The organism is Faecalibacterium sp. Marseille-Q4896 (assembly GCF_017377615.1).
Taxonomy (GTDB): Bacteria; Bacillota; Clostridia; order Oscillospirales; family Ruminococcaceae; genus Faecalibacterium; species Faecalibacterium taiwanense.
Genome location: NZ_JAFREG010000003.1, coordinates 347032 through 371345, shown reverse-complemented (window position 1 = coordinate 371345; position 24314 = coordinate 347032). Strand labels below are relative to the sequence as shown.

At 53.9% G+C, this 24314-nt stretch carries 24 protein-coding genes, 1 tRNA gene and 1 pseudogene; 16 read left to right on the top strand and 10 right to left on the bottom strand.

Going from position 1 to position 24314, the window contains the following annotated elements:
- Nucleotides 1–8: 8 nt before the first annotated feature.
- The 9 genes and pseudogenes from J3348_RS07990 to J3348_RS07950 all read right to left on the bottom strand — a co-directional run bounded on the left by J3348_RS07990 (nt 9) and on the right by J3348_RS07950 (nt 7251).
- Nucleotides 9–1391: a DUF6138 family protein gene (locus J3348_RS07990; protein ID WP_015565823.1), complete on the bottom strand. Its 1383-nt coding sequence runs from the start codon at nt 1389–1391 to the stop codon at nt 9–11.
- Entirely contained in the window at nt 1388–2866 is a 1479-nt protein-coding gene (locus J3348_RS07985; RefSeq protein ID WP_347565372.1) for a DUF6138 family protein, read from the bottom strand. The genes J3348_RS07990 and J3348_RS07985 overlap by 4 nt, the downstream gene beginning before the upstream one ends.
- A 15-nt stretch (nt 2867–2881) precedes the next feature.
- The gene (locus tag J3348_RS07980; protein WP_207698712.1) at nt 2882–3997 is read right to left on the bottom strand and encodes a hypothetical protein; all 1116 of its coding nucleotides are present in this window, start codon (nt 3995–3997) and stop codon (nt 2882–2884) included.
- 15 nt (nt 3998–4012) lie between these two features.
- The gene (locus tag J3348_RS07975) at nt 4013–4183 is read right to left on the bottom strand and encodes a hypothetical protein (RefSeq protein ID WP_008723379.1); all 171 of its coding nucleotides are present in this window, start codon (nt 4181–4183) and stop codon (nt 4013–4015) included.
- 107 nt (nt 4184–4290) lie between these two features.
- Nucleotides 4291–4602 (bottom strand): annotated as a pseudogene (locus J3348_RS07970) (SLOG family protein); the annotation flags it as partial.
- A 7-nt stretch (nt 4603–4609) separates the two neighbouring features.
- Nucleotides 4610–5398, bottom strand: coding sequence for a DUF975 family protein (locus J3348_RS07965; RefSeq protein ID WP_015565820.1), 789 nt, complete (start codon nt 5396–5398; stop codon nt 4610–4612).
- A gap of 191 nt (nt 5399–5589) precedes the next feature.
- Nucleotides 5590–5925 (bottom strand): hypothetical protein, encoded by a 336-nt coding sequence (locus tag J3348_RS07960; RefSeq protein WP_015565819.1) that lies wholly within the window; start codon nt 5923–5925, stop codon nt 5590–5592.
- Nucleotides 5926–6200: 275 nt separating this feature from the next.
- Nucleotides 6201–6404 carry a helix-turn-helix transcriptional regulator gene (locus J3348_RS07955; RefSeq protein ID WP_223383275.1) on the bottom strand — a complete coding sequence of 68 codons (204 nt, stop codon included), beginning with the start codon at nt 6402–6404 and terminating at the stop codon, nt 6201–6203.
- 19 nt (nt 6405–6423) lie between these two features.
- Nucleotides 6424–7251 carry a LexA family transcriptional regulator gene (locus J3348_RS07950; RefSeq protein WP_097776430.1) on the bottom strand — a complete coding sequence of 276 codons (828 nt, stop codon included), beginning with the start codon at nt 7249–7251 and terminating at the stop codon, nt 6424–6426.
- A gap of 209 nt (nt 7252–7460) precedes the next feature.
- Between J3348_RS07950 and J3348_RS07945 the strand changes: the two genes are divergently transcribed.
- The 9 genes from J3348_RS07945 (at nt 7461) to J3348_RS07905 (ending at nt 13856) form a co-directional block, all read left to right on the top strand.
- Nucleotides 7461–7658 (top strand): hypothetical protein, encoded by a 198-nt coding sequence (locus tag J3348_RS07945; RefSeq protein WP_097775157.1) that lies wholly within the window; start codon nt 7461–7463, stop codon nt 7656–7658.
- A 43-nt stretch (nt 7659–7701) separates the two neighbouring features.
- Nucleotides 7702–7983 carry a hypothetical protein gene (locus J3348_RS07940; protein ID WP_097775158.1) on the top strand — a complete coding sequence of 94 codons (282 nt, stop codon included), beginning with the start codon at nt 7702–7704 and terminating at the stop codon, nt 7981–7983.
- The gene (locus J3348_RS07935) at nt 7983–8690 is read left to right on the top strand and encodes an ImmA/IrrE family metallo-endopeptidase (protein ID WP_112121833.1); all 708 of its coding nucleotides are present in this window, start codon (nt 7983–7985) and stop codon (nt 8688–8690) included. The genes J3348_RS07940 and J3348_RS07935 overlap by 1 nt, the downstream gene beginning before the upstream one ends.
- Before the next feature lie 533 nt (nt 8691–9223).
- A complete protein-coding gene (locus tag J3348_RS07930; protein ID WP_015565818.1) occupies nt 9224–9715 on the top strand; it encodes a sigma-70 family RNA polymerase sigma factor in 492 nt (163 codons plus the stop codon).
- 374 nt (nt 9716–10089) lie between these two features.
- The gene (locus tag J3348_RS07925) at nt 10090–10317 is read left to right on the top strand and encodes a hypothetical protein (RefSeq protein ID WP_097775161.1); all 228 of its coding nucleotides are present in this window, start codon (nt 10090–10092) and stop codon (nt 10315–10317) included.
- Between the two features lie 86 nt (nt 10318–10403).
- Nucleotides 10404–11078 carry a type II toxin-antitoxin system PemK/MazF family toxin gene (locus J3348_RS07920; protein ID WP_097771475.1) on the top strand — a complete coding sequence of 225 codons (675 nt, stop codon included), beginning with the start codon at nt 10404–10406 and terminating at the stop codon, nt 11076–11078.
- Nucleotides 11069–11878 carry a DUF6551 family protein gene (locus J3348_RS07915; protein ID WP_097775162.1) on the top strand — a complete coding sequence of 270 codons (810 nt, stop codon included), beginning with the start codon at nt 11069–11071 and terminating at the stop codon, nt 11876–11878. The genes J3348_RS07920 and J3348_RS07915 overlap by 10 nt, the downstream gene beginning before the upstream one ends.
- 113 nt (nt 11879–11991) lie before the next feature.
- Nucleotides 11992–12357: a helix-turn-helix domain-containing protein gene (locus tag J3348_RS07910; protein ID WP_113993110.1), complete on the top strand. Its 366-nt coding sequence runs from the start codon at nt 11992–11994 to the stop codon at nt 12355–12357.
- A gap of 2 nt (nt 12358–12359) precedes the next feature.
- Nucleotides 12360–13856: a site-specific integrase gene (locus J3348_RS07905; RefSeq protein ID WP_097775163.1), complete on the top strand. Its 1497-nt coding sequence runs from the start codon at nt 12360–12362 to the stop codon at nt 13854–13856.
- A 62-nt stretch (nt 13857–13918) separates the two neighbouring features.
- Here the strand turns inward: J3348_RS07905 and J3348_RS07900 are convergent.
- Nucleotides 13919–13997: transfer RNA gene (locus J3348_RS07900), tRNA-Leu, on the bottom strand.
- 528 nt (nt 13998–14525) lie between these two features.
- On the opposite strand from J3348_RS07900, the gene J3348_RS07895 reads away from it, so the two are divergent.
- The 7 genes from J3348_RS07895 to rfbB all read left to right on the top strand — a co-directional run bounded on the left by J3348_RS07895 (nt 14526) and on the right by rfbB (nt 24241).
- Nucleotides 14526–16448, top strand: coding sequence for an HD domain-containing phosphohydrolase (locus J3348_RS07895; protein ID WP_207698711.1), 1923 nt, complete (start codon nt 14526–14528; stop codon nt 16446–16448).
- Nucleotides 16449–16603: 155 nt separating this feature from the next.
- A complete protein-coding gene (locus J3348_RS07890; protein WP_207698710.1) occupies nt 16604–17653 on the top strand; it encodes a SpoIID/LytB domain-containing protein in 1050 nt (349 codons plus the stop codon).
- Nucleotides 17654–17783: 130 nt separating this feature from the next.
- On the top strand, nt 17784–20207 hold the full coding sequence (locus J3348_RS07885; protein ID WP_207698709.1) for a glycosyltransferase family 2 protein: 2424 nt from the start codon (nt 17784–17786) through the stop codon (nt 20205–20207).
- Nucleotides 20208–20212: 5 nt separating this feature from the next.
- Nucleotides 20213–21004, top strand: coding sequence for a glycosyltransferase (locus J3348_RS07880; protein WP_207698708.1), 792 nt, complete (start codon nt 20213–20215; stop codon nt 21002–21004).
- Between the two features lie 327 nt (nt 21005–21331).
- A complete protein-coding gene (gene rfbA, locus J3348_RS07875; RefSeq protein ID WP_005944568.1) occupies nt 21332–22219 on the top strand; it encodes a glucose-1-phosphate thymidylyltransferase RfbA in 888 nt (295 codons plus the stop codon).
- A gap of 21 nt (nt 22220–22240) precedes the next feature.
- Nucleotides 22241–23158 (top strand): dTDP-4-dehydrorhamnose reductase, encoded by a 918-nt coding sequence (gene rfbD / locus J3348_RS07870; protein WP_097775168.1) that lies wholly within the window; start codon nt 22241–22243, stop codon nt 23156–23158.
- 18 nt (nt 23159–23176) lie between these two features.
- Nucleotides 23177–24241, top strand: a complete 1065-nt coding sequence (rfbB, locus tag J3348_RS07865; RefSeq protein WP_005944564.1) for a dTDP-glucose 4,6-dehydratase — start codon at nt 23177–23179, stop codon at nt 24239–24241.
- The last annotated feature ends 73 nt before the right edge of the window (nt 24242–24314 follow it).

Here is a 24314-nt window from a genome sequence, read left to right as displayed (position 1 = left end):
CTTATAGTCTATTGAAAAATTTCCTGATACCTTTCTCTCAGTTCCTTCGGTGCCGACTTGATGACCTTGCTGCCGCCGTTTTCAGAGGCTTGCCCCCAGATGGCCCAGAGCAGGCTCTGCCAAGCGATGGCCCGGAATTTCGGGTCTTCGTTTTCTTCCGGCAGGAGATAAGCGGAAAAGCGGCGCTTGACTGCCAGCAGTGCATCCAGGCTTTCCCCATTGGCTATCAGGCTGCGGAATTCTCTGGCAGGCTCCAGCCACTGCATAGATAATGCGCCCCGCACCAATACCCCCAGCGTCCATGGTTGGAACCCAAACTTTCGGATCAAGGCATGAAGGAATTTCCCTTGCAGGGAGGAGTGCTCGTCATCGCAGAGATCCAGATACTCCGTCACCAGCGGTGCCCACGGTTCTCCCTCCAGCCCCAGGGCAAACACGGCGAAGGTGCCGGGCATCGCACAGGCTTCATCTGAGAGGTTTTGGTACCACTCAAATTCCCGCATAGCCAGACGAGCGTATCGCGCCATAGCCGGATGCAGATTGGGGTGTTGCACAGCACAGGCAAAGAGCTGATTGACGCCCTTTTTGGGCAGACCGGGAATGGGCAGATAGAGTTTTTCCTTCCCACGGAACTCCACCGAGTAACTGCGGGGAAATCCCTCCTGCTCCAACACCGCACACAGGTAATCCAGAATTTCAGCATAGCACTCCTCCGTGGAGTCCCTGGCGGTGATGCGGATGGTAGCAAACACATCATTGGCCGATGCGGTGAAATGCTCCGTCTTACGCCGCTGGATGTCCTTTGGCAATTTGCCGCTGCCAGCTGTTTTCAGCTGCTTCACCATATCCGGGCGAAGCTGGGAAACCAGATCAAGGTAGTGTTCGGTTATAATCGTATTATCGCTGGCCCCATACACCGTATAACAGACCGCCACATAGCAAGTAAAGCGCAGCAGATTCTCGTCCACATCCTCCGGCCGCAGCTCCGGCCATGCGGTACAGAGCGGGAAAGGCGAAAAGTAGTCCTCATTCTCTCCAATCTCAAAAAACCTCTCCTGCACCTGGTGTTTGATGTATTTTCCCAAGGTGTGGCCAATCTCCCTCCAGCCCACCAGCCGCCGCAGGGCATCGCAGAATGTAACAGCTTCCTCATAGGGGAATCCCTTCAAAGGCAGTTTGGACAGATACCGCTCCAGGAGCTGGCTGGGAAGAAAGGGCGTTCCGCTTTGGTTCCGAACGACCACCGGATAGCCGGAATGGTTTTCTTTTGCAGTTCCATCCAACACATCCTGGATGCACTGATCGGCGTGTTCCAGCACTTCGGGGTTCGTATCTGGTTTCTGGATCAAATAATAACGACCTTGTACGCCGTCGCGTTTCGGCAAACTCATAGCAGGCCACCACTTCCTTCCAGGTTCTCCGTTATCGGAATAAAAATCTGTCGGTAAAGTTCCTTCAGTTCCTCCGAAGCTGCTTCCACCACTTTCTGACCACCCTTGGCGCTGGCTTTGCCCCAGATCACATAGCAGACCGTTTCCCATGCGTATTGCAGCACTTCCTCCGGGCTGGCTTCTGTTTCTTCTGCGGGTTCCTCGTCCTCGTCATCATCGTCATCCTCGTCGGAGGAAAAACCGCTTGGAACGATCTCAGACAGGTGGATTTTTGCCTCCAGCAGAGCGTCCAGGCTTTCTGCGTTTGCCATCCACGCGGCATAGTCCTTGGAATACTTCATGTTCTGCATGGACAGCACCCCACGGACAAATACAGGGACGGTATCGGCGGTAAATCCGAACTGTTTCACATACTCCCGGAGGAATTTTTCCTGTAAGTGGGAGTGCTCATCATCACAGAGATCGAGATAATCCCATACCAGCTGCCGCCACTCTTGCCCCAGCATTCCCAGGGCGAACACGGCAAAACTTCCGGGGAGCGCGCACTGCTCATCGCTGAGATTGGTGTACTGCTCATACTGCCGCATGGCAAGCCGGGCGTACTGTTCCATCAGGGGGTGGAGGCCGGGGTACTGCACGGCACAGGCAAAGAGCTGGTTCACTCCCTTTTTGGGCAGTCCTGTGATGGGAAGATACCTCTTTTCCGGCCCTTTGAACTCCACCGCATAGCTGCGGGGAAAATCCTCCTGCTCCAGAAGCTCACACAGGTAGTTCAGCACTTCACGGCAGCATTCCTCCGTGTTGTCCCTGGCAGTAATACGGATCACAGCAAAGGCATCGTTGGCCGATGCGGTGAAGTGCTCTGTTTTCCTCTTTTGCAGAGAGAGCGGCAGCCTGCCGGTCCCGTGTTCCCGGAGCTTTTTCACCATATCAGGACGGACTTTCTCCACCAATCCAAAGAGGTAATTGGCGTCCAGATACTGAAAGTCCAAGCCATACACTTTATAGCTCACCGCCACATAGCAGGCGAAACGCAGCAGCGGCTCCGGGATCTGCTCTACACGGATGCCTGGTTTCAAGGAATACTCCCGATCCCAGAAGCGATCATCTTCATCGCCTGTTGCAACAAAATACTTCTCTTGTAGCTCCCGTTTCAGCATATCAAGTAGATGGTGGTCAATTTCACCCCAGCGGCTCTGGCGGCGCAGGTTTTCGCTGAAGGCGATGGCCTTTTCCGCATCCAGGGTCTCGGCCCGCTGTATTTCGGTCCATGCCCTAAGCAGTTGCCACACCTCAAAGGGTGCACCTTCGCTGCTGACCACTACCGGCGGCCAGTGGGAATCATCAAGCCGCGTGATTCTCCCGTCAATGGCATCCTGGATACACTGGTCAAAGAGCGGTTGCAGTTCTTCCTGTACCTCGGGCTTCATCCAGTAACAGCGCCCGTCCGCACTGTTGAACTTTGGCAAATTCATAGCGATTTCCTCCTATCAGGTCTGCTGGTGCTGCATGGATACGATCTGGCAGTCAGGGCAGAACTCGATGTAGAGTGTGCCCTCTGTGCCGTCCATCAAAGTATCCCACTGGATCTGGGCCAGATATTTCATGGGCTTTCCGCAGTGGGGGCAGGCGGTGTATTCCCAGTCCTGAACCCAGTTGGCAAAGCCGCCAACGGTGTTCACATCGTCACAGGCGGCGCCATAGAACAGGGGCACTGGCGCACCGCCCAGCACGAAGGGATTTTCGGTAAGGGACCTGTAGTCCTCCGGCCGGACATAGCAGTCCATCTTTCCCGCCCCGTCAAAGAGCTCTGAGGGAAAGACCTCTACGCCGCCGTCCAGAGTAAAGCGGTTGAAAGCGGGGCCTTTCAGAAAGCCCACGCAGTTGGGACAGCAGGTGGCGGTCAGAATGCCGTCCAGCCCCAGAAACTTCAGCCGCTCGTCCCGGCCGTCCAGCACCAGCATGTCCGCCATCCGCCCGCCGCAGTGGGGACAGGTGTCCTCCCGTGCCCGCCCGATGCGAACGGGGGACACTTCACCGGGGGCTCCCTTGACGAAGGAAAAGCAGGTATCGAAGTTGAGTTGGGTCCGTTGTCCCTTTTTATTAAAGGTCCAGCCGCCGCACTGGGCGTAAATGGACGGGTCTACATAGAGCTTCTTGCGCCAGGAGCGGGGATGATTCTCCAGTTCCAACAGCGTTTCCAGTGCCCGACCATCGCCCTGGAAAGCAAGGCAGCACATCAGGTTGGACGCTTCACTGGAATCCTCTGTGGACAGCAGCGCGTGGATCAGGCCCTCCCCCACATCAGCGGGAGCGTGATAATAGATCTCACAGGGCCAGAACACCCCTGCGGCCAGCGCCGCCCGCTGGATTTCCGGGGTGATGGCGTCCCGGTAACCCAGCAGCTGCCAGAAGTCGGTGCATTCGGGGTCCTCCATATCAGCAAGCCGATGGATGTTCTGGATCAGGTTTTTCTGCTTTGCAGCAATCTGTTCCGGCGTCCAGGCCAATGCAGTTTTTCGCTCTTGCTCACACTTGCATTTCCAGCACAATCCGTCATAGCCCAAAGGGGTCCCACAGCTGGGGCAGGTATATTTCAGACTCATGTTCTCATACTCCTTTCAGGCAATAAAAAAGCCCCACGCCGCACTGTCATAAAGACAGGCTGACGCAGGACATGAAGAAGCCGCGTTGAAGGAGCCGCATCCACCAGCAGATGTAGTTTCTTCAACAACCAAAATATTTTTTTCGTATCTTAAAGCAGCAAATTGCTGTCCAATATATTTGTTCATAGCGGCACCATTTGTTCTGAGCGTAGTTTTATATCTTATTATATCACAGCACCCCTTCAATGAAAATATTTTGTTGGAAATGCTAATGAAAAATTTTTGTGAATTTGTTAAGGCGCAGGGGCTGTTATCTCCATAGTGTCTGGATGGATCAGAGTGATTACTTTTCCCTGATGCAAGGCATAGTTGACGGTCTGTGCTGTACCTGAGCGCAGCTTTTTCTGATTATCAAACACACCGATAAGGTACTCTGCATGATCGACCATATAATAATTTCTTTTTTTATAACTGGAAACATCCGCAGAGTGTGAAATAACAATAGAATCGTTTGCGTTTTGGATCAGCTTTTTCAATCTATGTTTACTCTGATCCGGCCATTTAGAGTCATAGCCGATGAAGGGAACTACAACGATAATTTTAATATAAAAGTCAATATGCTTCATCCGGTTCGGTAGGTGCTGCGGTAATATCGCGGTAGAAAGTAGCCCATGCAGCTTCCTCATAGGGGTGTACAAAAAAGAAGCCAATGCTCAATGGAATTGTCAGCAGAAGAACAAGAGAAATCGCCAGAGCCTCTGAACCGGTGAAATATTTGAGAACCAGAAAACCCTCGGCATACAGTGGCACCGAACAGAGCAGCTCCCAGCCAATGAAGCTGAAATCCAGACAGAACAGCCGCCATTTGTTGCCATTCATGATCCGCCGGGATTCTGTGATCGCTTCATTTGCGGTCAGCGAAGGATGCTCGGACATGATGTAAGGTGTCATCGCATAGCTGTATGTTTTCACGATTCCCGGAATCACCAACAGCAGCGACCAGAGGGCGATGTACAGACCCTGCAGGAATTTCATGCAGAAGCCATCCCACAGACGGTCTTTCTGAGAGAACAAGTCCGAGATGGCAGCATCATTTCCATCTACAAGGTTCAGATTAAAATGAGCATATCCCAGTTGAACTGCACCGCCCACGATCAGTTGGAGGACTGCCCACAGAACAATGCCGGCAAGCAGAACAGCAAGCAGCCGACCGCCGTTGGGCTGGGAGAACAGTTCAAAATGGATGTCCTTTGCCTGATTGGAATTGGATACGGCACTGTTGGAACTGCTCACAATGGTAGCACCGAGCGCACTGGCGGCAATACCTGTCAAAACAGCAGTTTTCCATTTTCCGCGCAGGGCATCGAGAGCGAGCATACGATAGTCGGCAGATACTTTCATAAAAGCAACCTCCTGTCTGAAAACGGCAAGGATTTGTGAAATAGGAAGATGATATGCCACTTTAATTTAGATACGTTTGAAAAGCTGAAAAAATTGCAGCATGAATGAAAAAGAGGCTGTTACACCGGTTTTATCCTTGTGCAACAGCCCCTTCCTTTACTTCAGCAGCTTGTCCAGTTCATCATATTGCATTACTGGAGCTTTGCAAGGATTTCTTCAGCCGTCATACCGCTGGCAAGCAGCTTCTTCAGCACATCTTCTGCTTCGCCCTTCTTTGCTTCTTCTGCTGCTTTTGCTTCGGCGGCAGCTTTTTTGTTTTCGGCTTTGGCAAGTTCCTTGGTGGCGGCTTTCAATTCTGCTTTCTTGGCTTTCAGCTGCGTCTTCAGATCATCGAGATTTGCAGTCAACGTAGCAACCTCAGATTCGATTTTCTCTTTTTTTGCGGCCTTTTCTGCAATGACTGCTACATAATCAACGCTGGCCTTTACAGTACGAGCCTTATTCTTGCTTCCCTTGGGTCTTGCCATAATAATTTCCTCCCATAAAGTGAAATAATTTGATACTTACAAGTATATTTCCAAATAGTCAGAATTGCAATAGGTAACATGAGCCGTCTTCAACTGCCAATGCAAATCTTATTCGGTATGCCCGAAGATCGTCGCAAATGTATTCCTTCAATGGTAACAATCATGGAGATTAGTGTTTATCTGGAGATTACCAAAGGATAAATAGAAGCAGTATTAAAGCCGTTCACCACGCAGATTTTCCAGCGTGGCGAACGGCTTTTTTGCTGCCCCTATATTTACAGGTAGGAGGAATCGAAGAAGTCTTTTAATGTAATTCCTAAACCCTGACAAATTCTTTCAATCGTCTCTACGCTTAACTGCCCTCCCCGACGGGCGGTGGTTTGAATCGTGGAGTACGATATTCCGCATTTCTTTGCCAATACACATAGATTCATATCACGCACTTGCATCAAATCCTGAACACGCTTGATCGTATCCACAAAAACTCCTCCCATCTTTTTAGTTCAAAACTTTTCCAACAACCTCGAATCTTTGCTCTGGAGATATAAGGATCGGCGAATATTTGGTGTTAAGAGAAACCAAAACCGGTTGGTTATGCACCACGCCATAGCTGTCGGTAAGGAACTCTGCTTGGGATTTGTCTGGGGTATGTTCATCGTATTTTTTCAGATATCCACAGTCATCATATACGAATATCCCGATATCCCCGCACTCAAGTTCTTCGCAGCGCTTCACCCATACAATCTGTCCGTTATGATAGCGTGGCTCCATACTATCACCGCTAACATATATCCCGAACTCGGCACCAGCCGGAACGCTACTGGCAGGCACTTGTATCTGCTGGAACATTTCACCCTCAAGAAAAGCTCCTAGACCTGCCGATACTGGCAACTCTGATACAGGCATCATTATGTAGTCGATTTCCGCGGGCTCTTCTGCGTCTGGCTGGTAGCGCCGGGATGCAATCAAGTCCATTTCGTACTCAGCGACTTTTTTTTGCCCGATGTCATTTAGAAGGGCGGGTTTCTGGAAGTTCTTTGTAAAGTAGGAAGGACCCTCCTTGATGTTCAATGCGTAGCAGATTGCAACTAGTTGGTAGATGCTAGGAGTGGTATAGCCTTTTTCCCATTTGCTGATTCCTTTATCACTGACATCGACGCCATAGTGACGGAGAAGTTCAGAGAAAGTTACAAGTGAATAGCCATTCCTTTTTCGTGTGCCTGCGAGAATCTGACCAACCTCATTGCTATCCCTCGCAGCGACTGCATCATAGCGCACTGTGGATGGGGCTATGTGCATTTTGGTGAGCGTGGTTTTCTTTTTCATAACAAGAACACTCCTTTGTGATCCGGTAGCTCTATTATAGTATAGAAAATATAAGAAATCAACAGGAAATCTCTAAAATGGAGACAAATGCGTAATTGACATCTCCATAAAGTGGGTGTATAATCAAACCAAATCCACAAATAACAGCCTTTTGGTGTTATTTTCGTATGGGATTGTGTTTGTTTGGCGTTTTTTTGCGAGGTGATACTATGAGAAAAGAAAATGTAAGATGTCCAATGTGCGGAACCATGAATTATGATGTGGATCTTGATGAAACCGGTGGCTGGACAAAATGCCGTCTGTGCAAAGCAGTGACCTGCTCTATGGATGAGTGGAAAAAACATACAGTGTCCGTTCCGCTGTTGAACGAAAAACAGCTCGTGGCACGCAGTATGATTCGCAAGTAATGCACGCCGTGTTTTGATAAATCCGCAAAAAGGAGGAATTCTGATGTGTGGTGATTACAACCTTCGCCGTGAGAAAAGATACGTCGAAGTGGACGTTCGTTTTACTCCTGACGGTAAGATCCGCCCTCTTGCCATAAACTATGACAAGGCTCACACTTATGGAATTGATCGTGTCTTGGCAGTCAAACATGGGACATCACGCCTAGGCGGAAAAGGTCACTGCTTCACCTGCCTGATCTGCGGTCAGAAGCGGAATCTTTGGCTTGAACGGGGCAAGTGGTTCGTGGAAGCCTACTGCTCCGTGCCGGAAAGCTGTGCTTCGTAATGGCAAGATACTTATCCCGCGCAGATCTTTCGCACATAGCGGGTAAGTATATCGACCAGTACTATACCCGTTTCGGGATCAGTAAAGATGCCCCAGAACCCATTGACCCTGAACGGCTCGCAAGTTCTGTTCTTGGGCTGAATGTGAAAATGCTGCCGCTATGCAGCGATGGAAGTATTCTAGGACTGACTGTTTTCCAGAAATGCGGTTTTACCGTAACCTTGGGGGATGGGACAAAGCTTGTGGAGGTGTTCATGCCGAAGGACGTTGTAATCGATTCCGCCCTTGCGTCAGACAGCTGCACCGGATGCCGGAATTTCACGATAGCGCATGAAGCGGCGCACCATATACTGGCTGACCTGTTTCCGAACGACTACGGAAAAGCAGTCAAGTGCCGTGGGCACATTGCCTATCGGGAACGAAACGGACAGCCCTCATGGGAAGAATGGCAGGCGAATACCCTTGCAGCGGAGCTGCTGATGCCAACATTTCTGGTCAACGCCGAAATAGAACGTGCAGCGCTGTGCCTGCCAAATGGAATCCTGTACAAATCCGCATCGGACCCGAACTATGAAAGAATTCTGGAGATGGCTGCACGGATCGGGGTATCGTGGTCTGCGATCAGGATCAGATTACAGCAGATGCAGGTCATCAACGGAAAACCCATCCACTGCCATCCATTGGACGTCATTCGATTTGGAGAATAATATGACTTGGTCAAATAATCGCTCTTTTAAGAGTAAACCGCTGAACAATATACAGCAGGCACAATTCAGCATTGGCTGGAGGTTTTGTCCGGTTTGCGGACACAAGCTCTACCAAAAAAACGAGAGCTGTTCAGGCTCTATCAGCATAAAGTGCCTCAAGTGCGGTAACATAGCAACAGTTGACTTAGCCTACCGCAGACGCTGACTTTTTTAGACAAACCACAATTTCAAAAATCGGGTGCATTGCACCCTGAATATGGACTGTTCGTCACCGAGCAACGGGCCATTGCCGCAAGGCAATGTATGAAACGCGCACCAAATAGCCGGGCAACAGCTGATAGAGTGATTCTGCTTTAGAACCGCTCTGTTAGTTGGTTGTCCGGCTATTTTTTTAGCCTTCAGGTAGCCTGCTCCCGTAAAAAGGAGCAGGCTTTATGTTTGTCCGTTTTTCATGGATGCCCCAAGCGGCGAAATATCCGTAGCCTTCCAAATTTTCGACTTTTTACGACTTATCGAAAATTTGGAGGTTTACGATGTCTTTTAATAAAGGCTATGAGTTGAAGAAGTTTGAAGCACACTGGGAAAAGTTGCGCATCGAGTACGCAGCTGCGGGAATGACGAAAGAGGCCATCCAGAAGATGTACGATTATGACCGTCAGCAATTCAATTCGGAGCGTACCTTTATCGAGCGGACGCAGGAATTCACCGCTCCTGCGTATGAAAGCTCTGAGGAAGAAGCGTCGCCTTTGATGCTACGCTATCAGGATGCGATTACCGTGACAGATACTTACCACGAAACTAAAAGCCGTTTTGCATGGATTGGTGAGATTGAGAACGAGCAGTTGCTTACTGCACTCGAAACTTTGAAAACCGAAGATTTGGAAATCATCACCATGTACGCTTACGAGGGATACGACATCACTGAAATTTCTAAAGTCTACGGCGTATCTCGGCCCACTATTAGTATCAAAATCAAGAGAATTACTAAATTTTTGAAAAACTTCAATTTCAATGCTACGAATTGACCTTTCTCGTCGGCTACCAAGTGAGAGGACGATTTCCCAAGCGGCACCTGCCGCAGGGCGAAACGTCCGACCTCAGGGACCTTGAAAACTGAATAGTTCCGTCATCTGGTACTCCGATAATGATACTTCCGTAATTCGCGGCCCGGTCACAAAGCAGACGGGGTGGCTGAAATGCCAATGAAGCGGTACAAATCCGCTGCCAGATGTTCATGCCCCACTCGCAGGGAGCCGAGGGCGAATATGCGAGACCTTTAATCATATTGATCCGGGAACTGTCGGGTACGTTCCACGCATCCGGCAGTTCCCGTTTTTTTACGTACTCTTATTTATTCTTTATCCGAATATTCACTTTTGATACATAGGAGGACACTTTTATGGACGAGTTGAACCCCACGGTGCGCGAGCAGGAGATCTACGAGGAGATGGAGCTGACCCCTGAGATGGTCAAGTCCATCCGAACTCTCTGCGGTACCTGTCTGCGGCACTTTGTGGATGCAAAGGCTTTCAAAATCGCGCTTGTACCCAGCCCAGACCGGAGCATGGACACATGCACCGTCTGCCAGATGCGGCGCGGCTATGATTATGTGGTCATGCACCGCTGACCCAACCATACCACCATACCTTGAACGAAGCTCGTTGCGGAACATCCGGCAGCGGGCTTTGCACATAACAACATGGAGGTACAATTTTGCAGCAAAACTGGAAATTCCAACGCGGAGACATCTTCTTCACCCATTTCGGGGCGAGCACCGGCTCGGAACAGCACGGTGACCGCCCGGCGGTCATTCTTCAGAATGACGTGGGCAATTATCACTCTCCGACCCTGATCGTTGCGACCATGACAAGCAAGGCGGAAAAGAAAGTAAACCAGCCGACCCACTGCCTGTTGGAAAACGCAGGGTTGAATATGCCGTCCGTTGTGCAGGCAGAGCAGATCTTCACCATCGACAAAAGCCGGGCACTGAAGTATCTGGGGCATCTGACCCCAGAGGAGATGCGCCGGGTGGATGATGCGGTTCGCATCAGCCTTGCGCTGAACCCTATGGGCAGCATCCAGCAGATAGAGCCTATCCGGCGCTCTACGGCGGTTTATGCGCCGCCTGAGGTGGTGGATGGCAAACCGCCTGTCTACCCCTATACGCCCATCCGGTCGTCCTTTGAGAACGCCGGAAGCATCGAGGAAATGATGCTGTACACCGAACTGCAATCCGCGGTTCATGCCATGATCCAGCGGCTCGAATATAGCTTCACCTTCAATCCCAGCCTGCTCACCAGCCCGAAGCGGAAGCAGCAGGTGACTGAGATCTTAGAGGAAGCCGAGAAGTACATTTGGAGAATCAAGGAGGAAATGCGATGCGCCTGAACGACAACAATACTTTCATTGGTATCAACCCGCCGTACCAGCTTTCGGTCATCCACAGCAGCAAGCTGATCTATCCCCGCGAGATCTACCAGCGGGGCGTAGAGCGCAAGAGGGTGGAGCTGATTGCAAGGGACTTCAACGAGTACATCGTTAACGAGCCGAAGGTCAGCTTCCGCAACGGCAGGTACTATGTAATGGATGGGCAGCACACCATCGAGGGCTGCATCCTCCTCAACGGCGGCGAGGACCGCCCGATCCTCTGCAAGGTCTACACCGGTCTGACGATGGAGCAGGAAGCCCTGCTCTTTGCCGAGCAGAACGGTCACGCCGCACCCCTGTCGGCGGGCATCAAGCTGCGCGCCAAGGTGGTGGGCGGCGATGCGCCTTCCAAGGCGTTTGTCGCAGCCACTAACCGGGCGGGGCTTTCCCTCAACTACGACAGTATGCAGCTGAGCGACTACCGCATCGGCTGCGTGGGCACGGCGCTGAAGCTGTACGACCAGCTGGGCGAAGAGATCTACTGCGAAGCTCTGCGGCACATCGTGGAAGCGTGGGAGGGCAAACCGGATTCCTTCCGGGCGGCTGTCCTGCGGGGCGTGATGTACTTTGTGCAGCTGTATCATGGGCAGTACAGCGAGGAGCGGCTTGTCCGTGCGCTGAGCGGCGTCCATCCCATGGAGCTCTACCGTGTCAGCCGGGATAACCCCGCCAAGCTTCCGGGCTGGCGGCGGTACGTTTACCCCATCTACACCACCTACAACGGCAAGTGCAGGAAAGACGCACTGCCGATGAAGTTCTAAGCTCAAATATCTCCTTTGGCAAGTGAGATGGTCCCCGAAAAAGACCATCACACTTTACATATAGTATTTTTTGCTGAATAATCGACATATTGAACTAGAAAGAGAGGACAGGAATGAGCGAGATCGCAGCCTGCACTTTGATTCAGGAAGAGCCTGACCGAAAGACGGAGAGGTATCTGACGATGTTCAAGGACTACCCGGATGTGGTGACGGTGGAGCATCTTCAGGAAATGCTTGGCATCTGCCGGAAGAATGCGTATCTGTTGGTCAAGCAGAATAAGATCCACTCGGCGCGTGTAGGACGCAGCTATAAGATACCAAAACTCTGCGTGGTAGAGTACCTGCTCGATCAGGATCGGCAACTTGGAGGGATGCACCTTTCAAACTCCCTTGTGCCATCCTTGCAAAACACTCCAGAATCTTCTAAACTTATGATGCCTAAGCAAAGGACGTTTGGCTGCGAACAGAAAGGAGCATAACTATGACAAATGTGGCCGGACATTTAAGAGAACAAAACGGTATGTATCAGATGATTCTGAGCTGGAAAGACACAGATGGAAAGCGCAGAACCAAATCCATCAGCACAGGACTTCCTGTTAAAGGAAACAAAAAAAGAGCTGAATCTCTGTTGCGTAAAACACAAAAAGAGTTTAACCCTGAAACGATGCAGCAGGTTTCCGACCTGCCGGTATCGGAATATCTGAACCGCTGGCTTCGGGAAAGCGTGATGAACCTTCCGCCCGAAACCTATGGCAGATATGCTTATGATCTGGGAAGAGTAGTTGTCCCATACTTTGAAAAGAAGCGGCTGTCTTTGAAAGCACTCTCTCCGCGCGATCTGGAAACGTTCTTCCGCTATGAGCGTCAGCAGGAGGAGGCCAGTGTACAGCAGCTTCTGGATTGGCACAAGGAGTTGACCGATGCCCTACAATATGCCGTTGACAATAATTGGCTGAAGGTCAGCCCCATCAAAGAAGTTGACCCCTGCCTTGATAACTCCCCGGTACTTTTCACCGACTTCATCACGGACTGGTTGAAAATGATGAAGTCACGAGTGGAAATCACAACCTATACCAGCTATGAAAGAGCAATCGTTCACAAGATCGTCCCATATTTTGAACCGCTCCACTATACATTGCAGGATATGGAACAGCATCCCAAATACATCCAAGACTTCTACCAGCATGAGTTGGATCGTGGCCTTACGGCAAACACCGTCATTCACTATCACGCCAACATCCGCAAATGCTTGCAGTACGCTTTTCAAATCGGCATGATCCGTTCCAACCCGGCAGATCGCGTTGAACGTCCTCGTAAGGAAAAGTTCAAGTCGGAGATTTACAGCGGTGAAGAACTGGAGCAGCTTTTCAAAGCGATTCAAGGTGACCCTTCGGAGTTTGGCGTTATCATGGCTGCATTCTACGGCCTGCGGCGCAGTGAAGTTGTTGGCTTGAAATGGGATGCCATTGACTTTGAAAACAAGAAAATCAGCATTCAGCATACGGTTGTGACCGCAAAGGTCAACGGAACGCTAACAGAAATCGCACGAGATAAGACAAAAACAAAGTCGAGCTGCCGGACACTTCCCCTAATCCCTGCCTGTGAGCAGATGCTCAATAAAATGAAAAAGGAGCAGGAGCAGAATCGGAAGGTCTGCGGCAAAAGCTATTGCACCGATTATCTTGACTATATCTATGTAGACCCGATGGGAAAACGGATTCGGCCCGATTTCCTGAGCCAACATTTCCCGGATTTTCTGGTCGCACACCAGATGAAGCGTATCCGCTTTCACGATCTGCGCCATAGCTGCGCCAGTCTGCTCTATGCCAATGGCGTGAGCCTGAAGGAGATTCAGGAGTGGCTGGGGCACAGCGACATCAGCACGACAAGCAACATTTATACACATCTGGATTTCTCCAGTAAGGTATCTTCGGCGAATGCAATCGTCAATATCTTCCCAGAAAACGCCAAAGTATAAAAAATGGGCAAAAAAGAAAAACAGCCTAAAATCTTTCGATCCTAAGCCGTTTTATGATGAAGTGCCGATGGTGGGACTCGAACCCACATGGTTTCCCGAACGATTTTGAGTCGTTTGCGTCTGCCATTCCGCCACATCGGCTTATATTCAATTTTGGGACATTAGTACCGGTTTCTGAAGATTGGAGGGATGTTCAGGAGGGATGTAAGAAATCCTGCTTCGGCAAACCTTCAAAATTCAACGAACACTCGTGGATTTCTCGCACAGACACGGAAAATCACGAAGCGGATTTTGAGTCCCCCTCGTCTGCCATTCCGACACACCGGCTGATATGCAATTCAAAAGAACGTTACTATTATAGCGGATTCTGCGCACAAAATCAAGACTGAGTTTCCGGCGGAAACACGTGGACTGTTCCCGGGCAGCAGACGGCCGGAAAACTGCACTCCCCAATTTGCGTCGCTTTGTGCGGCACAGTACGGTGTCTGATGAGGAAATTTGGCAAAAATAAAGAGCTTACGTTGATTTTACAGGATCAAAACGACACATTCCGCACCGCAGGCTGCAAGGGGTGAAGATTGACGTATTCTGGTAAAAAATAGTATAATGTTATTCGTGAAGGAATGCCGTGCGGCCCAAAACGCGCGGTTTTGCAGCGGGGGATATGCGATGATGAGCAAAAAAGACAGAACACGCCAGCAGATGGAAGAGGAAATGCGCCAGCTCCGCAAGGTGTTCATGACAGTGCGCCTGATGAAGGCGGACGAGGTGCAGGGCGGCAAAAAGGGCAGCGCGCCCTGCTATGCCCAGTGGCGGCGCAGCCGTCCGTGTGAAAACTGCGTGGCAAGGCAGGCGCTGGAAAAGAACACCCGGAAAACAAGGCTGGAATACTTTGGGCAGGAGCTGTACGAGATCACGGCCAGCTGTGTGCAGGTGGATGGCCAACTCTGTGTGCTGGAGCTGACCCGCAAGATCGACCGCAGTGTTCTGCTGGACCCGGAAAACGGTGAGCGGCTGCTCAACAGTATTACCGACGAGCGGGAAAAGCGCTACCGCGACCCGCTGACCGGTGCCTACAACCGCACCTATTATGATGAGAACTACCGCTACCGCAGCATTACCGCCGGTGTGGCGATGCTGGATATGGACGATCTGAAGTTCTCCAACGATGTTTACGGCTCCGGTGCAGGCAATAGCGTGCTGGAAACGGCGGTAAGCACCATCCGGCGCGGCCTTTCGGAAAAAGACCGCCTGATCCGCTACGACGGCGGCAGGCTGCTTTTGCTGCTGCCGGACATCCGGCAGGAACAGCTCAGCCCGCGTCTGGAACAAATCCGTCTGCAGCTGCAGGCGGCCAGCGTGCCGGGCTACTCCCGCATCCGCATGTCGGCCAGCATTGGCGGCGTGTGGATCGACGACGAAAATGTGGACGATGCGGTGCAGCACGCGGAACGGCTGATGCACTATGCACGCATCCAGAAAAACACCGTGATCACCGAGCGTCAGCCGGAGCCGCACGCCCTGCAGCCCACCCACAGCCGCCAGAGTGTGCTCATCGTGGACGACTCGGCCATGAACCGGATGCTGCTCAGCCAGATGCTGAACAGCCAGTTCGACACTGCCGAAGCGGCTTCCGGCGAGGACTGCCTGCGCCTGCTGGAACAGAACCCCACCGGCATTTCCGTTGTGCTGCTGGATATCCACATGACCGGCATTGACGGCTTTACCGTGCTGGAAGCCATGAGCCAGCGCGGAATGCTGGAAGAGATCCCGGTCATCATGATCTCCAGCGAGGACAATGTGGACACGGTGCGCCGCGCCTTTGATCTGGGTGCGTCCGATTATATCAGCCGCCCCTTTGATGCAAGGGTGGTGTATCAGCGCATTACCAACACCATCCGCATGTATGCAAAGCAGCGCCGCCTGAGCGCCATGGTGGCGGATCAGGTGTCGCAAAAGGAAAAGCGCAGCCAAATGATGATCGGCATTCTGAGCCGGGTGGTGGAGCGACGCAACGGCGAGAGCCGCACCCATGTGCAGCACATCAGCACCCTGACCGGAATGCTGCTGGACCATCTGGTGCAAAAGACCGAGACTTACCCCCTGACGCAGGAGATGCGTCGTACCATCAGCATGGCCTCGGTGCTGCACGACATTGGCAAAATGGAGATCGGGGAACAGGTCCTGAACAGCCCGGAGCCGCGCACGCCGGAGGATGAAGAAACCATGCGCCAGCATACCCTGCTGGGTGCACGGATGCTGGAAGAGCTGGATGCCTACCGCGACGAAGATTTTGTGCGGGTAGCCTATCAGATCTGCCGCTGGCACCACGAGCGGTACGACGGCAGCGGCTACCCGGACCAGCTGGTTGGCGAACAGATCCCCATTGCGGCACAGGTGGTCGGCCTTGCGGATGCCTACGAAACGCTGACTACTGGCAGCGGAAGCCAGCCGCCGGTACCCTGCGCGGCTGCAGTGCAGATGCTTTGCACCGGCGAGGCCGGGGCGTTCAATCCGGTGCTGCTGGACTGCCTGCGGGAGATCGAGAACGAGATCGACGATGCCATGCGTCGTCGGCCGGAGACCTTATAAATCAGACCGGAGAGCTGCCCGAACGGGAAAGGCCCTCCGGTTTCTTCTTTGTCCAGATGTGAAAACGAAAGTCCAGTCCTTGCCCGCAGGCGCAGGCTGTGTTACACTGTAAAAAACACAGTCGGAAATCTGCAAAAAACAGGAGGAGATCACTTTTGAAACATCTGCATCGGTTTGTGCGCCGCGCGGCGGCGTTTGTGCTGGCAGCAGCGCTGTGCGTTTGCGTGCTGGTCCCGGCGGCTTCGGCAGCCACCACTATGGGTGGCGCGGACACGACCTTGATCCCTGCCGAGGAGGAAAACTGCCTTGCATGGCTCTTTGGCACCAGTGATACCATCACCATGCCTTACCTCAACATCAAGGGAAAAGGCCTGCAGCGCAATGTCACGCTGAACCTTGTGGACTGTCTTGTGGGCATTACCTACACGGAGCTTGGCTCCATTGGCAGCTATGTCAGCGCCAGCGCCGCCCAGCAGGCGTGGAAGGCGCAGGCGGTGGCCATCCATTCCTATCTGGAATACCACAAGCAGTACGGCTCCTCTGCCAATGCGCTCATCTACACTCCGGTGGATCAGATCCCGTCCTCGGCACGGGAAGCCATCCGCAGGGCGGTGGAACCGGTGAAAAATGAGATCCTTACCTACAACGGCAGCGTCTGCGACGCCGTGTGGTCGGCCAGTGCGGGCTACAACACCCAGACCGGCGTGTACGGCACCTGCTCCAGCCGGGACGCATGGGGCACCGATGTGCCGTATTTGCAGAGCGTGGAGAGCCCCTACGAGGAGCAGTACCACAACAAGCTGCGCCGGGTCATCGGAAAAGATTATACCTATAAAGAGTATAACGACAGCCGCACCGGCGAGCCCTACGTCAGCGCCGACACCACCCACAAGGATCTGGGCGGCTTTGTGCAGTACAACACCTTTGTTTCCAATGGCCGCAGCTACCGCTATATCGGCCAGTTCGTTTCCTCCCGCTACTGCTTCGACTTTGGCGCGGACGAAAGCGGTACCCCCTGCATGACCTATTACGGCTTTGGCCATGGCGTGGGCATGAGCCAGTGCGGTGCTGTGGGCTATGCACAGGAGCAGGGCATGGGCTACCGGGAGATCCTGAGCCACTACTACACGGGTGTGAGCATTTCCACTTCCGGCAGCTCCGGCGGTGGGTTCTTTGGCTGGCTGCACAGCCTGTTCCACTGGTAAGCAGTGGAAAACTGCAAAGAAATGCGCGCAAAACCTTCTCAAATCATGCCGGATTTGGTATACTATAAATCGTGTGATTTTTTGAGAGATCATTTTAAGATAAAAAAGTTCCATAGGAGCGGAGATCGGAATGGATCAGGAAAAAGAAACCAAACGACAGGCCGAGCGCTGCCGTGCACTGGCGCAGCGCATCGTGCGGGAGCTGACCCCTGCCAGCATTCAGGTGCTGGGCGGCAGCGGCGCACTGGCCGAAGCACTGGAAAAGGCCGGCGCACAGCTGCTGCCGGAGAATGCAGAGCAGGGCACCGCTGCCCTGCTGGTGGTAGAGGACCCGGAATGGGTGGATCTGCCCGTACTGCAGTGTGCACAGGTGCTGCTGGTATGCACCGATGCATCGGCCATGGCTGACTGTGCAAAGCAGCTGGCCGCACAGGGTCTGTACCGGGATTTTGAGTGGAAGAACCGCGGCAAAGCCCAGCAGACCGCGCTGTTCTGCCGCAGCGCCGCTGTGCAGGATGCACAGCAGCTGCTGGCAGGCTACGAGATGACGCTGGACGATCTGCGAGAGCGGATGCAGCAGGCCGAGCGCACCGGCGAAGAGCAGACGGCTCAGCTGGAACGCCTGCGCAGCGATCTTTCGCTGAGCCGCAGCCATGAGCAGGATCTGGAAAAGACGCTGAACAATGTGACCAGCTCCACCTTCTGGAAGATGAGCTGGCCGCTGCGCTACTTTGTCAGCAAGGGCCGTCAGCTGGCACACACCTTCCCGCCGTTCGTCTTTCTGGGCCAGCTGCGCCGGGTGGGCATTTCCGGCGTGCGTGCGCAGGCAAAGGCCAAAAAGGAATATGCGAAACTGTTCCCGGGCAGGACCATGCGCGCCGACCGCTTTGCCAGCGCAGAGCTGCTGGTAAGGCAGGCGGCCGACCAGCCCGCCGCGCCGCGCATCAGCATCGTGGTGCCGCTGTACAATACGCCGCAGCAGTTTCTGGTGGAGCTGCTGGACTCGGTGCAGAACCAGACCTATCAGAACTGGGAGCTGTGCCTTGTGGACGCCGGACAGGACGAGACGGTGGGCCAGACCGTAGCAGCCCGTGCTGCGGAAGACCCCCGCATCCGTTACCAGAAGCTGGAAAAGAACGAGGGCATTGCGGGCAACACCAATCAGGGCTTTGCACTGGCAACGGGCGAGTTCATCGCCCTGCTGGACCACGATGATATCCTGCACCCCTGTGCTCTGTGGTACGTGGCACAGGCCATTGCCGAACAGGGCGCAGACTTTGTGTATACGGATGAAGTGACCTTTGAGGGCGACATCGACCACCTGACCGTTTACCATTTCAAGCCGGATTATATGCTGGATAATCTGCGCTCCAACAATTATATCTGCCACCTGAGCGTGTTCAGCGCAAAGCTGCTGGCCGCTGTGGGCGGCGATGAGCGTGCAGCCTACAACGGCAGTCAGGACTATGACCTCTACCTGCGCCTGACCGAAAAGGCGCACAAGATCGTGCATATCCCGCACCTGCTGTACTACTGGCGCTCCAGCCCCACCAGCGTGGCAAGCAACATTTCGGCCAAGACCTACTGTCTGGAAGCTGCGGTCAAGGCCCTGTATGCCCACTACGAGCGTGTGGGTGTTCCGGTGGATGAAGTTTCCATGATCCCGGGTACGCCGGGCTTCTATAAGACGGACTATACCATCACAAAGCCGGGCCGGGTCAGCATCCTGATCCCCAGCTGCGACCATTCTTCCGACCTGCGCACCTGCGTGGAGTCCATCTACCGCAGGAGCACCTATGAGGATCTTGAGATCATCGTCATCGAGAACAACAGCAGGGAGCCTGCCACCTTCCGCTGCTATGAAAAGCTGCAGAAGGAGCACAAGAACCTGAAGGTGATCACATGGCAGGGCACCGGCTTCAACTACAGCGCCCTGAACAACTTTGGCGCAAGGGAAGCCACCGGCGAATACCTGCTGCTGCTCAACAACGATACGGAGGTCATTTCTCCGCGCTGGATCGAAGAAATGCTCATGTACGCCCAGCAGGACCGTGTGGGCTGCGTGGGCGCAAAGCTGCTCTACCCGGACAACACCATCCAGCATGCGGGCATCGGCTTCGGCTTTTTGACCCTTGCGGCCCACATGCACAAGAACTTCCCGGTGGGCCACCCCGGCTATATGGGACGTCTGGTCTATGCACAGGATGTGTATGCGGTCACTGCCGCCTGCCTGATGGTGCGCAGGAGCGTCTACGAGCAGGTGAACGGTCTGGACGAGAGCTTTGCTGTGGCCTTCAACGACGTGGACTTCTGCGTGCGCGTGCGTGAAGCGGGCTATACCAACGTGTTCACCCCGTTTGCACAGCTGTACCACTACGAGAGCAAGAGCCGCGGTCTGGACGAGAACCCGGTCAAGCGCAAGCGCTTTATCTCGGAGGTGGAGCGCTTCCAGAAGCGGTGGGCAAAGCAGCTGGCCGCAGGCGACCCCTGCATGAACCCGAACTTTGACCTGATGAAAGAGGACTTCAGCTTTGACATCAAACCGCTGGAGTGAACGACATGGAACTTTCTGCTTGTATTGTAGTTTATAACGGAGCGGATGAAGCGCTCAGGGCGGCACAGACCGTGCTGGACTGCACCCGCCGCCACCCGCTGACACTGTATCTGGTGGACAACGCCAGCCCGGACGGCAGCGGCCAGTGCCTTGCAAAGGCTGCGAAGGACGGCACCCTGCACATCCGCAAGGACCAGAAGGTGGAGGTGCTCTGCCGCACAGAGAACGGCGGCTTTGGCACCGGCCACAACACGGTGCTCAGTCTGCTGCAAAGCCGGGTGCACTTTATCCTGAACCCGGATATCCAGCTCACTGCGGATACGCTGAGTGACCTTGCGGACTGGATGGCACAGCACTCCGGCGTGGTGATGGCGCGGCCCGCGCTCACCTTCCCGGACGGGCGGCCCCAGCGTCTGCCGCTGCGCCGGTGCAGTGTGCGGGCCATGGTGTACCGCCAGCTGCCCTGCCTGAAATTCTGGGCAAAGTACAACGAGCGCTATCTCATGGCGGACAAAGACCTGACAAAACCCACCGAGATCGAGTTCTGCACCGGCAGCTTCTCGGCCGTGGACACTGCGGTGTTCAAGGCTGTGGGCGGATTTGACGAGGACTACTTCATGTACGTGGAGGATGCCGACCTGACCCAGAAGATGCGCACCCGGGGCAAGACGTATCTGGTGCCCCAGTACACCGCCATCCATGCATGGCACCGCGCGGCGCACCGCAGCCTGAAGCCTTTTCTGTGGCAGCTGCACAGCCTGCTGCGCTATTTTTCCAAGTGGGGCTTTGCGTGGTAACTCCCCCAGTCAATGCCTGCGGCATTGCCAGCCCCTTCGGAGAGGGGGCCTTTTGGGCGGAGCAAATGCGAGATTGAAGGAGTTTCAGAACGGCTTTTCCGGAAAATTTTTCGGAAAAGCCGTTCTTTCTTGCTTTTTGTGTGATTTGATAGTAAAATAAAGTGAACTGCTATCCCATTTTGCCGTTCCGGGCAGGGGAGAGCAGCCCCAAAATCGTTTACAGCGGACGCAGCTCCGCTTTGAATCCATACGTCATCCGGGCGGTCTCCCGTCTGGGCGGCGTACAGCTGCACAACTTTTCAATCTATTTTAAAGGAGTGCACAAATATGAAAGGTATCATTCTTGCCGGCGGTGCCGGCACCCGGCTTTACCCGCTGACCATGGTCACCAGCAAGCAGCTGCTGCCGGTCTACGACAAGCCGATGATCTATTATCCTCTGTCCACGCTGATGCTGGCAGGCATTCAGGATATCCTGATCATCTCTACCCCGACCGATACGCCTCGCTTTGAGGCGCTGCTGGGTGATGGCAGCCAGTACGGCATCCATCTGCAGTATAAAGTTCAGCCCTCTCCGGATGGTCTGGCACAGGCCTTTATTCTGGGCGAAGAGTTCATTGGCGACGACTGCTGCGCCATGATCCTGGGCGATAACATCTTCTACGGCAACGGCTTCTCCAAGATCCTCAAGACCGCCGCCGCCAATGCGGAAAACAAAGGCCGCTGCACCGTGTTCGGCTACTATGTGCAGGACCCGGAGCGCTTTGGCATCGTGGAGTTCGACAAGGACGGCAAGGTGCTCAGCGTGGAGGAAAAGCCGCAGCATCCCAAGTCCAACTACGCCATCACCGGCCTGTACTTCTATAACAAAGAGGTCGTGAAGATGGCAAAGCAGGTCAAGCCCTCTGCCCGTGGCGAGCTGGAGATCACCACCCTGAACGACATGTATCTGAAGAAGGACGAGCTGGATGTTCAGCTGCTGGGCCGCGGTTTTGCATGGCTGGACACCGGCACCATGGACAGTCTGGTGGAAGCAGCCGATTTTGTGCGCATGATCGAGAAGCGCCAGGGCATCAAGATCAGTGCGCCGGAAGAGATCGCCTTCAAGTACGGCTGGATCGACCGCGACACCCTGCTGGAAAGCGCTGAGCGCTACGGCAAGAGTCCTTACGGCCAGCACCTGAAGAACGTTGCAGACGGCAAGCTGCGCTATTAAGTAAAAGAAAGGCATACCCATATGAAAATCATTGTTACCGGCTGCAAGGGTCAGCTGGGCACCGAGATCCTCAAGCAGCTGCGCGAAGGCCGCAGCGAGATCGGCCCCATCCCCGAAAAGCTGCTCAATGCCACGGTGATCGCTGTGGACCTGCCGGATCTGGATATCTCCAACTACAAAATGGTGGACGAGTTCATCCGCCGCAACCGCCCGGATGTCATCATCAACTGCGCTGCCTACACCAATGTGGACGGCTGCGAAGTGAACCATGATGCCGCCTTCAAGGCAAACGCCCTCGGCCCCCGCAATCTGGCACAGGCAGCGGAAAAGACCGGTGCACGACTGGTACACGTCTCCACCGATTATGTGTTCTCCGGCCGTGAGAACGGCGGCGTTGCACAGGACGAAGCCACCATTCCCGGTCCCATCAGCGCCTATGGCTCTACCAAGCTCATGGGCGAAAAGTATGTGGAGCAGTTCTGCCACCGTCACTTCATCGTGCGCACCGCGTGGCTCTACAGCTACTACGGCAAAAACTTCGTCAAGACCATCGTGAACGCAGGCAAGAAGTTTGGCAAGCTGGAAGTGGTCAATGACCAGTGCGGCAACCCCACCAACGCGGTGGATCTGGCCCACGAGATCCTGCAGCTGTGTGTGACCCACGAGTACGGCCTGTATCACTGCACCGGCGAGGGCATCTGCTCGTGGTATGATTTTGCGTCCGAGATCATCCGCCTGTCCGGCGTGGATGCCGCTGTGGCACCCTGCACCAGCGAGGAATACAAGGCAAAGCACCCGGAAAGCGCCGACCGCCCCAAGTGGAGCGCACTGGACAACCGGATGCTGCGCTGCACCGTGGGCAACGATGTGCGCGACTGGAGAGACGCTCTGGCCTGCTTCTTCGCCCACTGGGACGGCGACAACGGGATGAAAGACTGAAAAGAGGAAATTGAACCTATGAAAACCTATCTGATCACCGGCTGCGCCGGTTTTATTGGCTCCAACTTTGTGCATTATATGCTCAAGAAATACCCGGAGATCCTGCTGGTCAATCTGGATAAGCTGACCTACGCCGGCAATCTGGAAAACCTGAAGGATGTGGAGGGCGACCCCCGCCATGTATTCGTGCAGGGCGATATCTGCGACAAGGAGCTGGTGGAAGGCCTGTTCCAGAAGTACGATTTCGATTACGTCATCAACTTTGCCGCCGAGAGCCACGTGGACCGCTCCATCAAGAACCCCGAAATTTTTGTGCAGAGCAACGTGATGGGCACCGTCAACCTGCTGCAGCGCGCCAAGGAAGCATGGTATGATGCCGATGCCAAGACTTGGAAAGAGGGCAAGAAGTACCTGCAGGTGTCCACCGATGAGGTGTACGGCGCACTGGGTGCGGACGGCTACTTTATGGAGACCACCCCCCTGTGCCCCCACAGCCCCTATTCTTCCTCCAAGGCCAGCGCCGATATGTTCGTTATGGCATTCCACGATACCTACGGCATGCCCGTGAACATCACCCGCTGCTCCAACAACTACGGCCCCTACCAGTTCCCGGAGAAGCTGATCCCCCTGATGATTAACAACGTCAAGCACCACAAGCAGCTGCCCGTCTACGGCGACGGTATGCAGATCCGCGACTGGCTGTATGTGGAAGATCACTGCAAGGCCATCGACATGGTAGCCAACGGCGGCAAGATCGGTGAGGTGTACAACGTGGGCGGCCACAACGAGCGTCCCAACATCTTCATCGTCAAGACCATCATCAACCAGCTCCACGACCGTCTGCAGGACGAGGGCATCAGCGAGGACCTCATCAAGCATGTGGCCGACCGTCTGGGCCACGACCGCCGCTACGGCATCGACCCCACCAAGATCAAGAACGATCTGGGCTGGTACCCCGAGACCCCCTTTGAAAAGGGCATCGTGCTGACCATTGACTGGTACCTGAACCATCAGGAGTGGATGGACCACGTCACCAGCGGTGATTACCAGAACTACTATCAGGATATGTACAAGAATAAGTAACAGCCTGTAGATCAGGCCAAAGCAAAAGCCGGACAGCCCGCAAGCTGTCCGGCTTTGTTTGGTTCAAGGGGTG

Excerpts from the sequence above, each read along its gene's own strand:
- rfbB (WP_005944564.1), top strand. The coding sequence starts at position 23,177 with ATGAAAACCTATCTGATCACCGGCTGCGCCGGTTTTATTGGCTCCAAC.
- J3348_RS07915 (WP_097775162.1), top strand. The coding sequence starts at position 11,069 with ATGCGCCTGAACGACAACAATACTTTCATTGGTATCAACCCGCCGTAC.
- J3348_RS07935 (WP_112121833.1), top strand. The coding sequence starts at position 7,983 with ATGGCAAGATACTTATCCCGCGCAGATCTTTCGCACATAGCGGGTAAG.
- J3348_RS07950 (WP_097776430.1), bottom strand. The coding sequence starts at position 7,251 with ATGAAAAAGAAAACCACGCTCACCAAAATGCACATAGCCCCATCCACA.
- J3348_RS07990 (WP_015565823.1), bottom strand. The coding sequence starts at position 1,391 with ATGAGTTTGCCGAAACGCGACGGCGTACAAGGTCGTTATTATTTGATC.
- J3348_RS07880 (WP_207698708.1), top strand. The coding sequence starts at position 20,213 with ATGGAACTTTCTGCTTGTATTGTAGTTTATAACGGAGCGGATGAAGCG.
- J3348_RS07930 (WP_015565818.1), top strand. The coding sequence starts at position 9,224 with ATGTCTTTTAATAAAGGCTATGAGTTGAAGAAGTTTGAAGCACACTGG.
- J3348_RS07905 (WP_097775163.1), top strand. The coding sequence starts at position 12,360 with ATGACAAATGTGGCCGGACATTTAAGAGAACAAAACGGTATGTATCAG.
- J3348_RS07895 (WP_207698711.1), top strand. The coding sequence starts at position 14,526 with ATGATGAGCAAAAAAGACAGAACACGCCAGCAGATGGAAGAGGAAATG.
- J3348_RS07960 (WP_015565819.1), bottom strand. The coding sequence starts at position 5,925 with ATGGCAAGACCCAAGGGAAGCAAGAATAAGGCTCGTACTGTAAAGGCC.
- rfbA (WP_005944568.1), top strand. The coding sequence starts at position 21,332 with ATGAAAGGTATCATTCTTGCCGGCGGTGCCGGCACCCGGCTTTACCCG.
- J3348_RS07940 (WP_097775158.1), top strand. The coding sequence starts at position 7,702 with ATGTGTGGTGATTACAACCTTCGCCGTGAGAAAAGATACGTCGAAGTG.
- J3348_RS07965 (WP_015565820.1), bottom strand. The coding sequence starts at position 5,398 with ATGAAAGTATCTGCCGACTATCGTATGCTCGCTCTCGATGCCCTGCGC.
- J3348_RS07985 (WP_347565372.1), bottom strand. The coding sequence starts at position 2,866 with ATGAATTTGCCAAAGTTCAACAGTGCGGACGGGCGCTGTTACTGGATG.
- J3348_RS07910 (WP_113993110.1), top strand. The coding sequence starts at position 11,992 with ATGAGCGAGATCGCAGCCTGCACTTTGATTCAGGAAGAGCCTGACCGA.
- J3348_RS07885 (WP_207698709.1), top strand. The coding sequence starts at position 17,784 with ATGGATCAGGAAAAAGAAACCAAACGACAGGCCGAGCGCTGCCGTGCA.
- J3348_RS07975 (WP_008723379.1), bottom strand. The coding sequence starts at position 4,183 with ATGAACAAATATATTGGACAGCAATTTGCTGCTTTAAGATACGAAAAA.
- J3348_RS07980 (WP_207698712.1), bottom strand. The coding sequence starts at position 3,997 with ATGAGTCTGAAATATACCTGCCCCAGCTGTGGGACCCCTTTGGGCTAT.
- J3348_RS07945 (WP_097775157.1), top strand. The coding sequence starts at position 7,461 with ATGAGAAAAGAAAATGTAAGATGTCCAATGTGCGGAACCATGAATTAT.
- rfbD (WP_097775168.1), top strand. The coding sequence starts at position 22,241 with ATGAAAATCATTGTTACCGGCTGCAAGGGTCAGCTGGGCACCGAGATC.
- J3348_RS07925 (WP_097775161.1), top strand. The coding sequence starts at position 10,090 with ATGGACGAGTTGAACCCCACGGTGCGCGAGCAGGAGATCTACGAGGAG.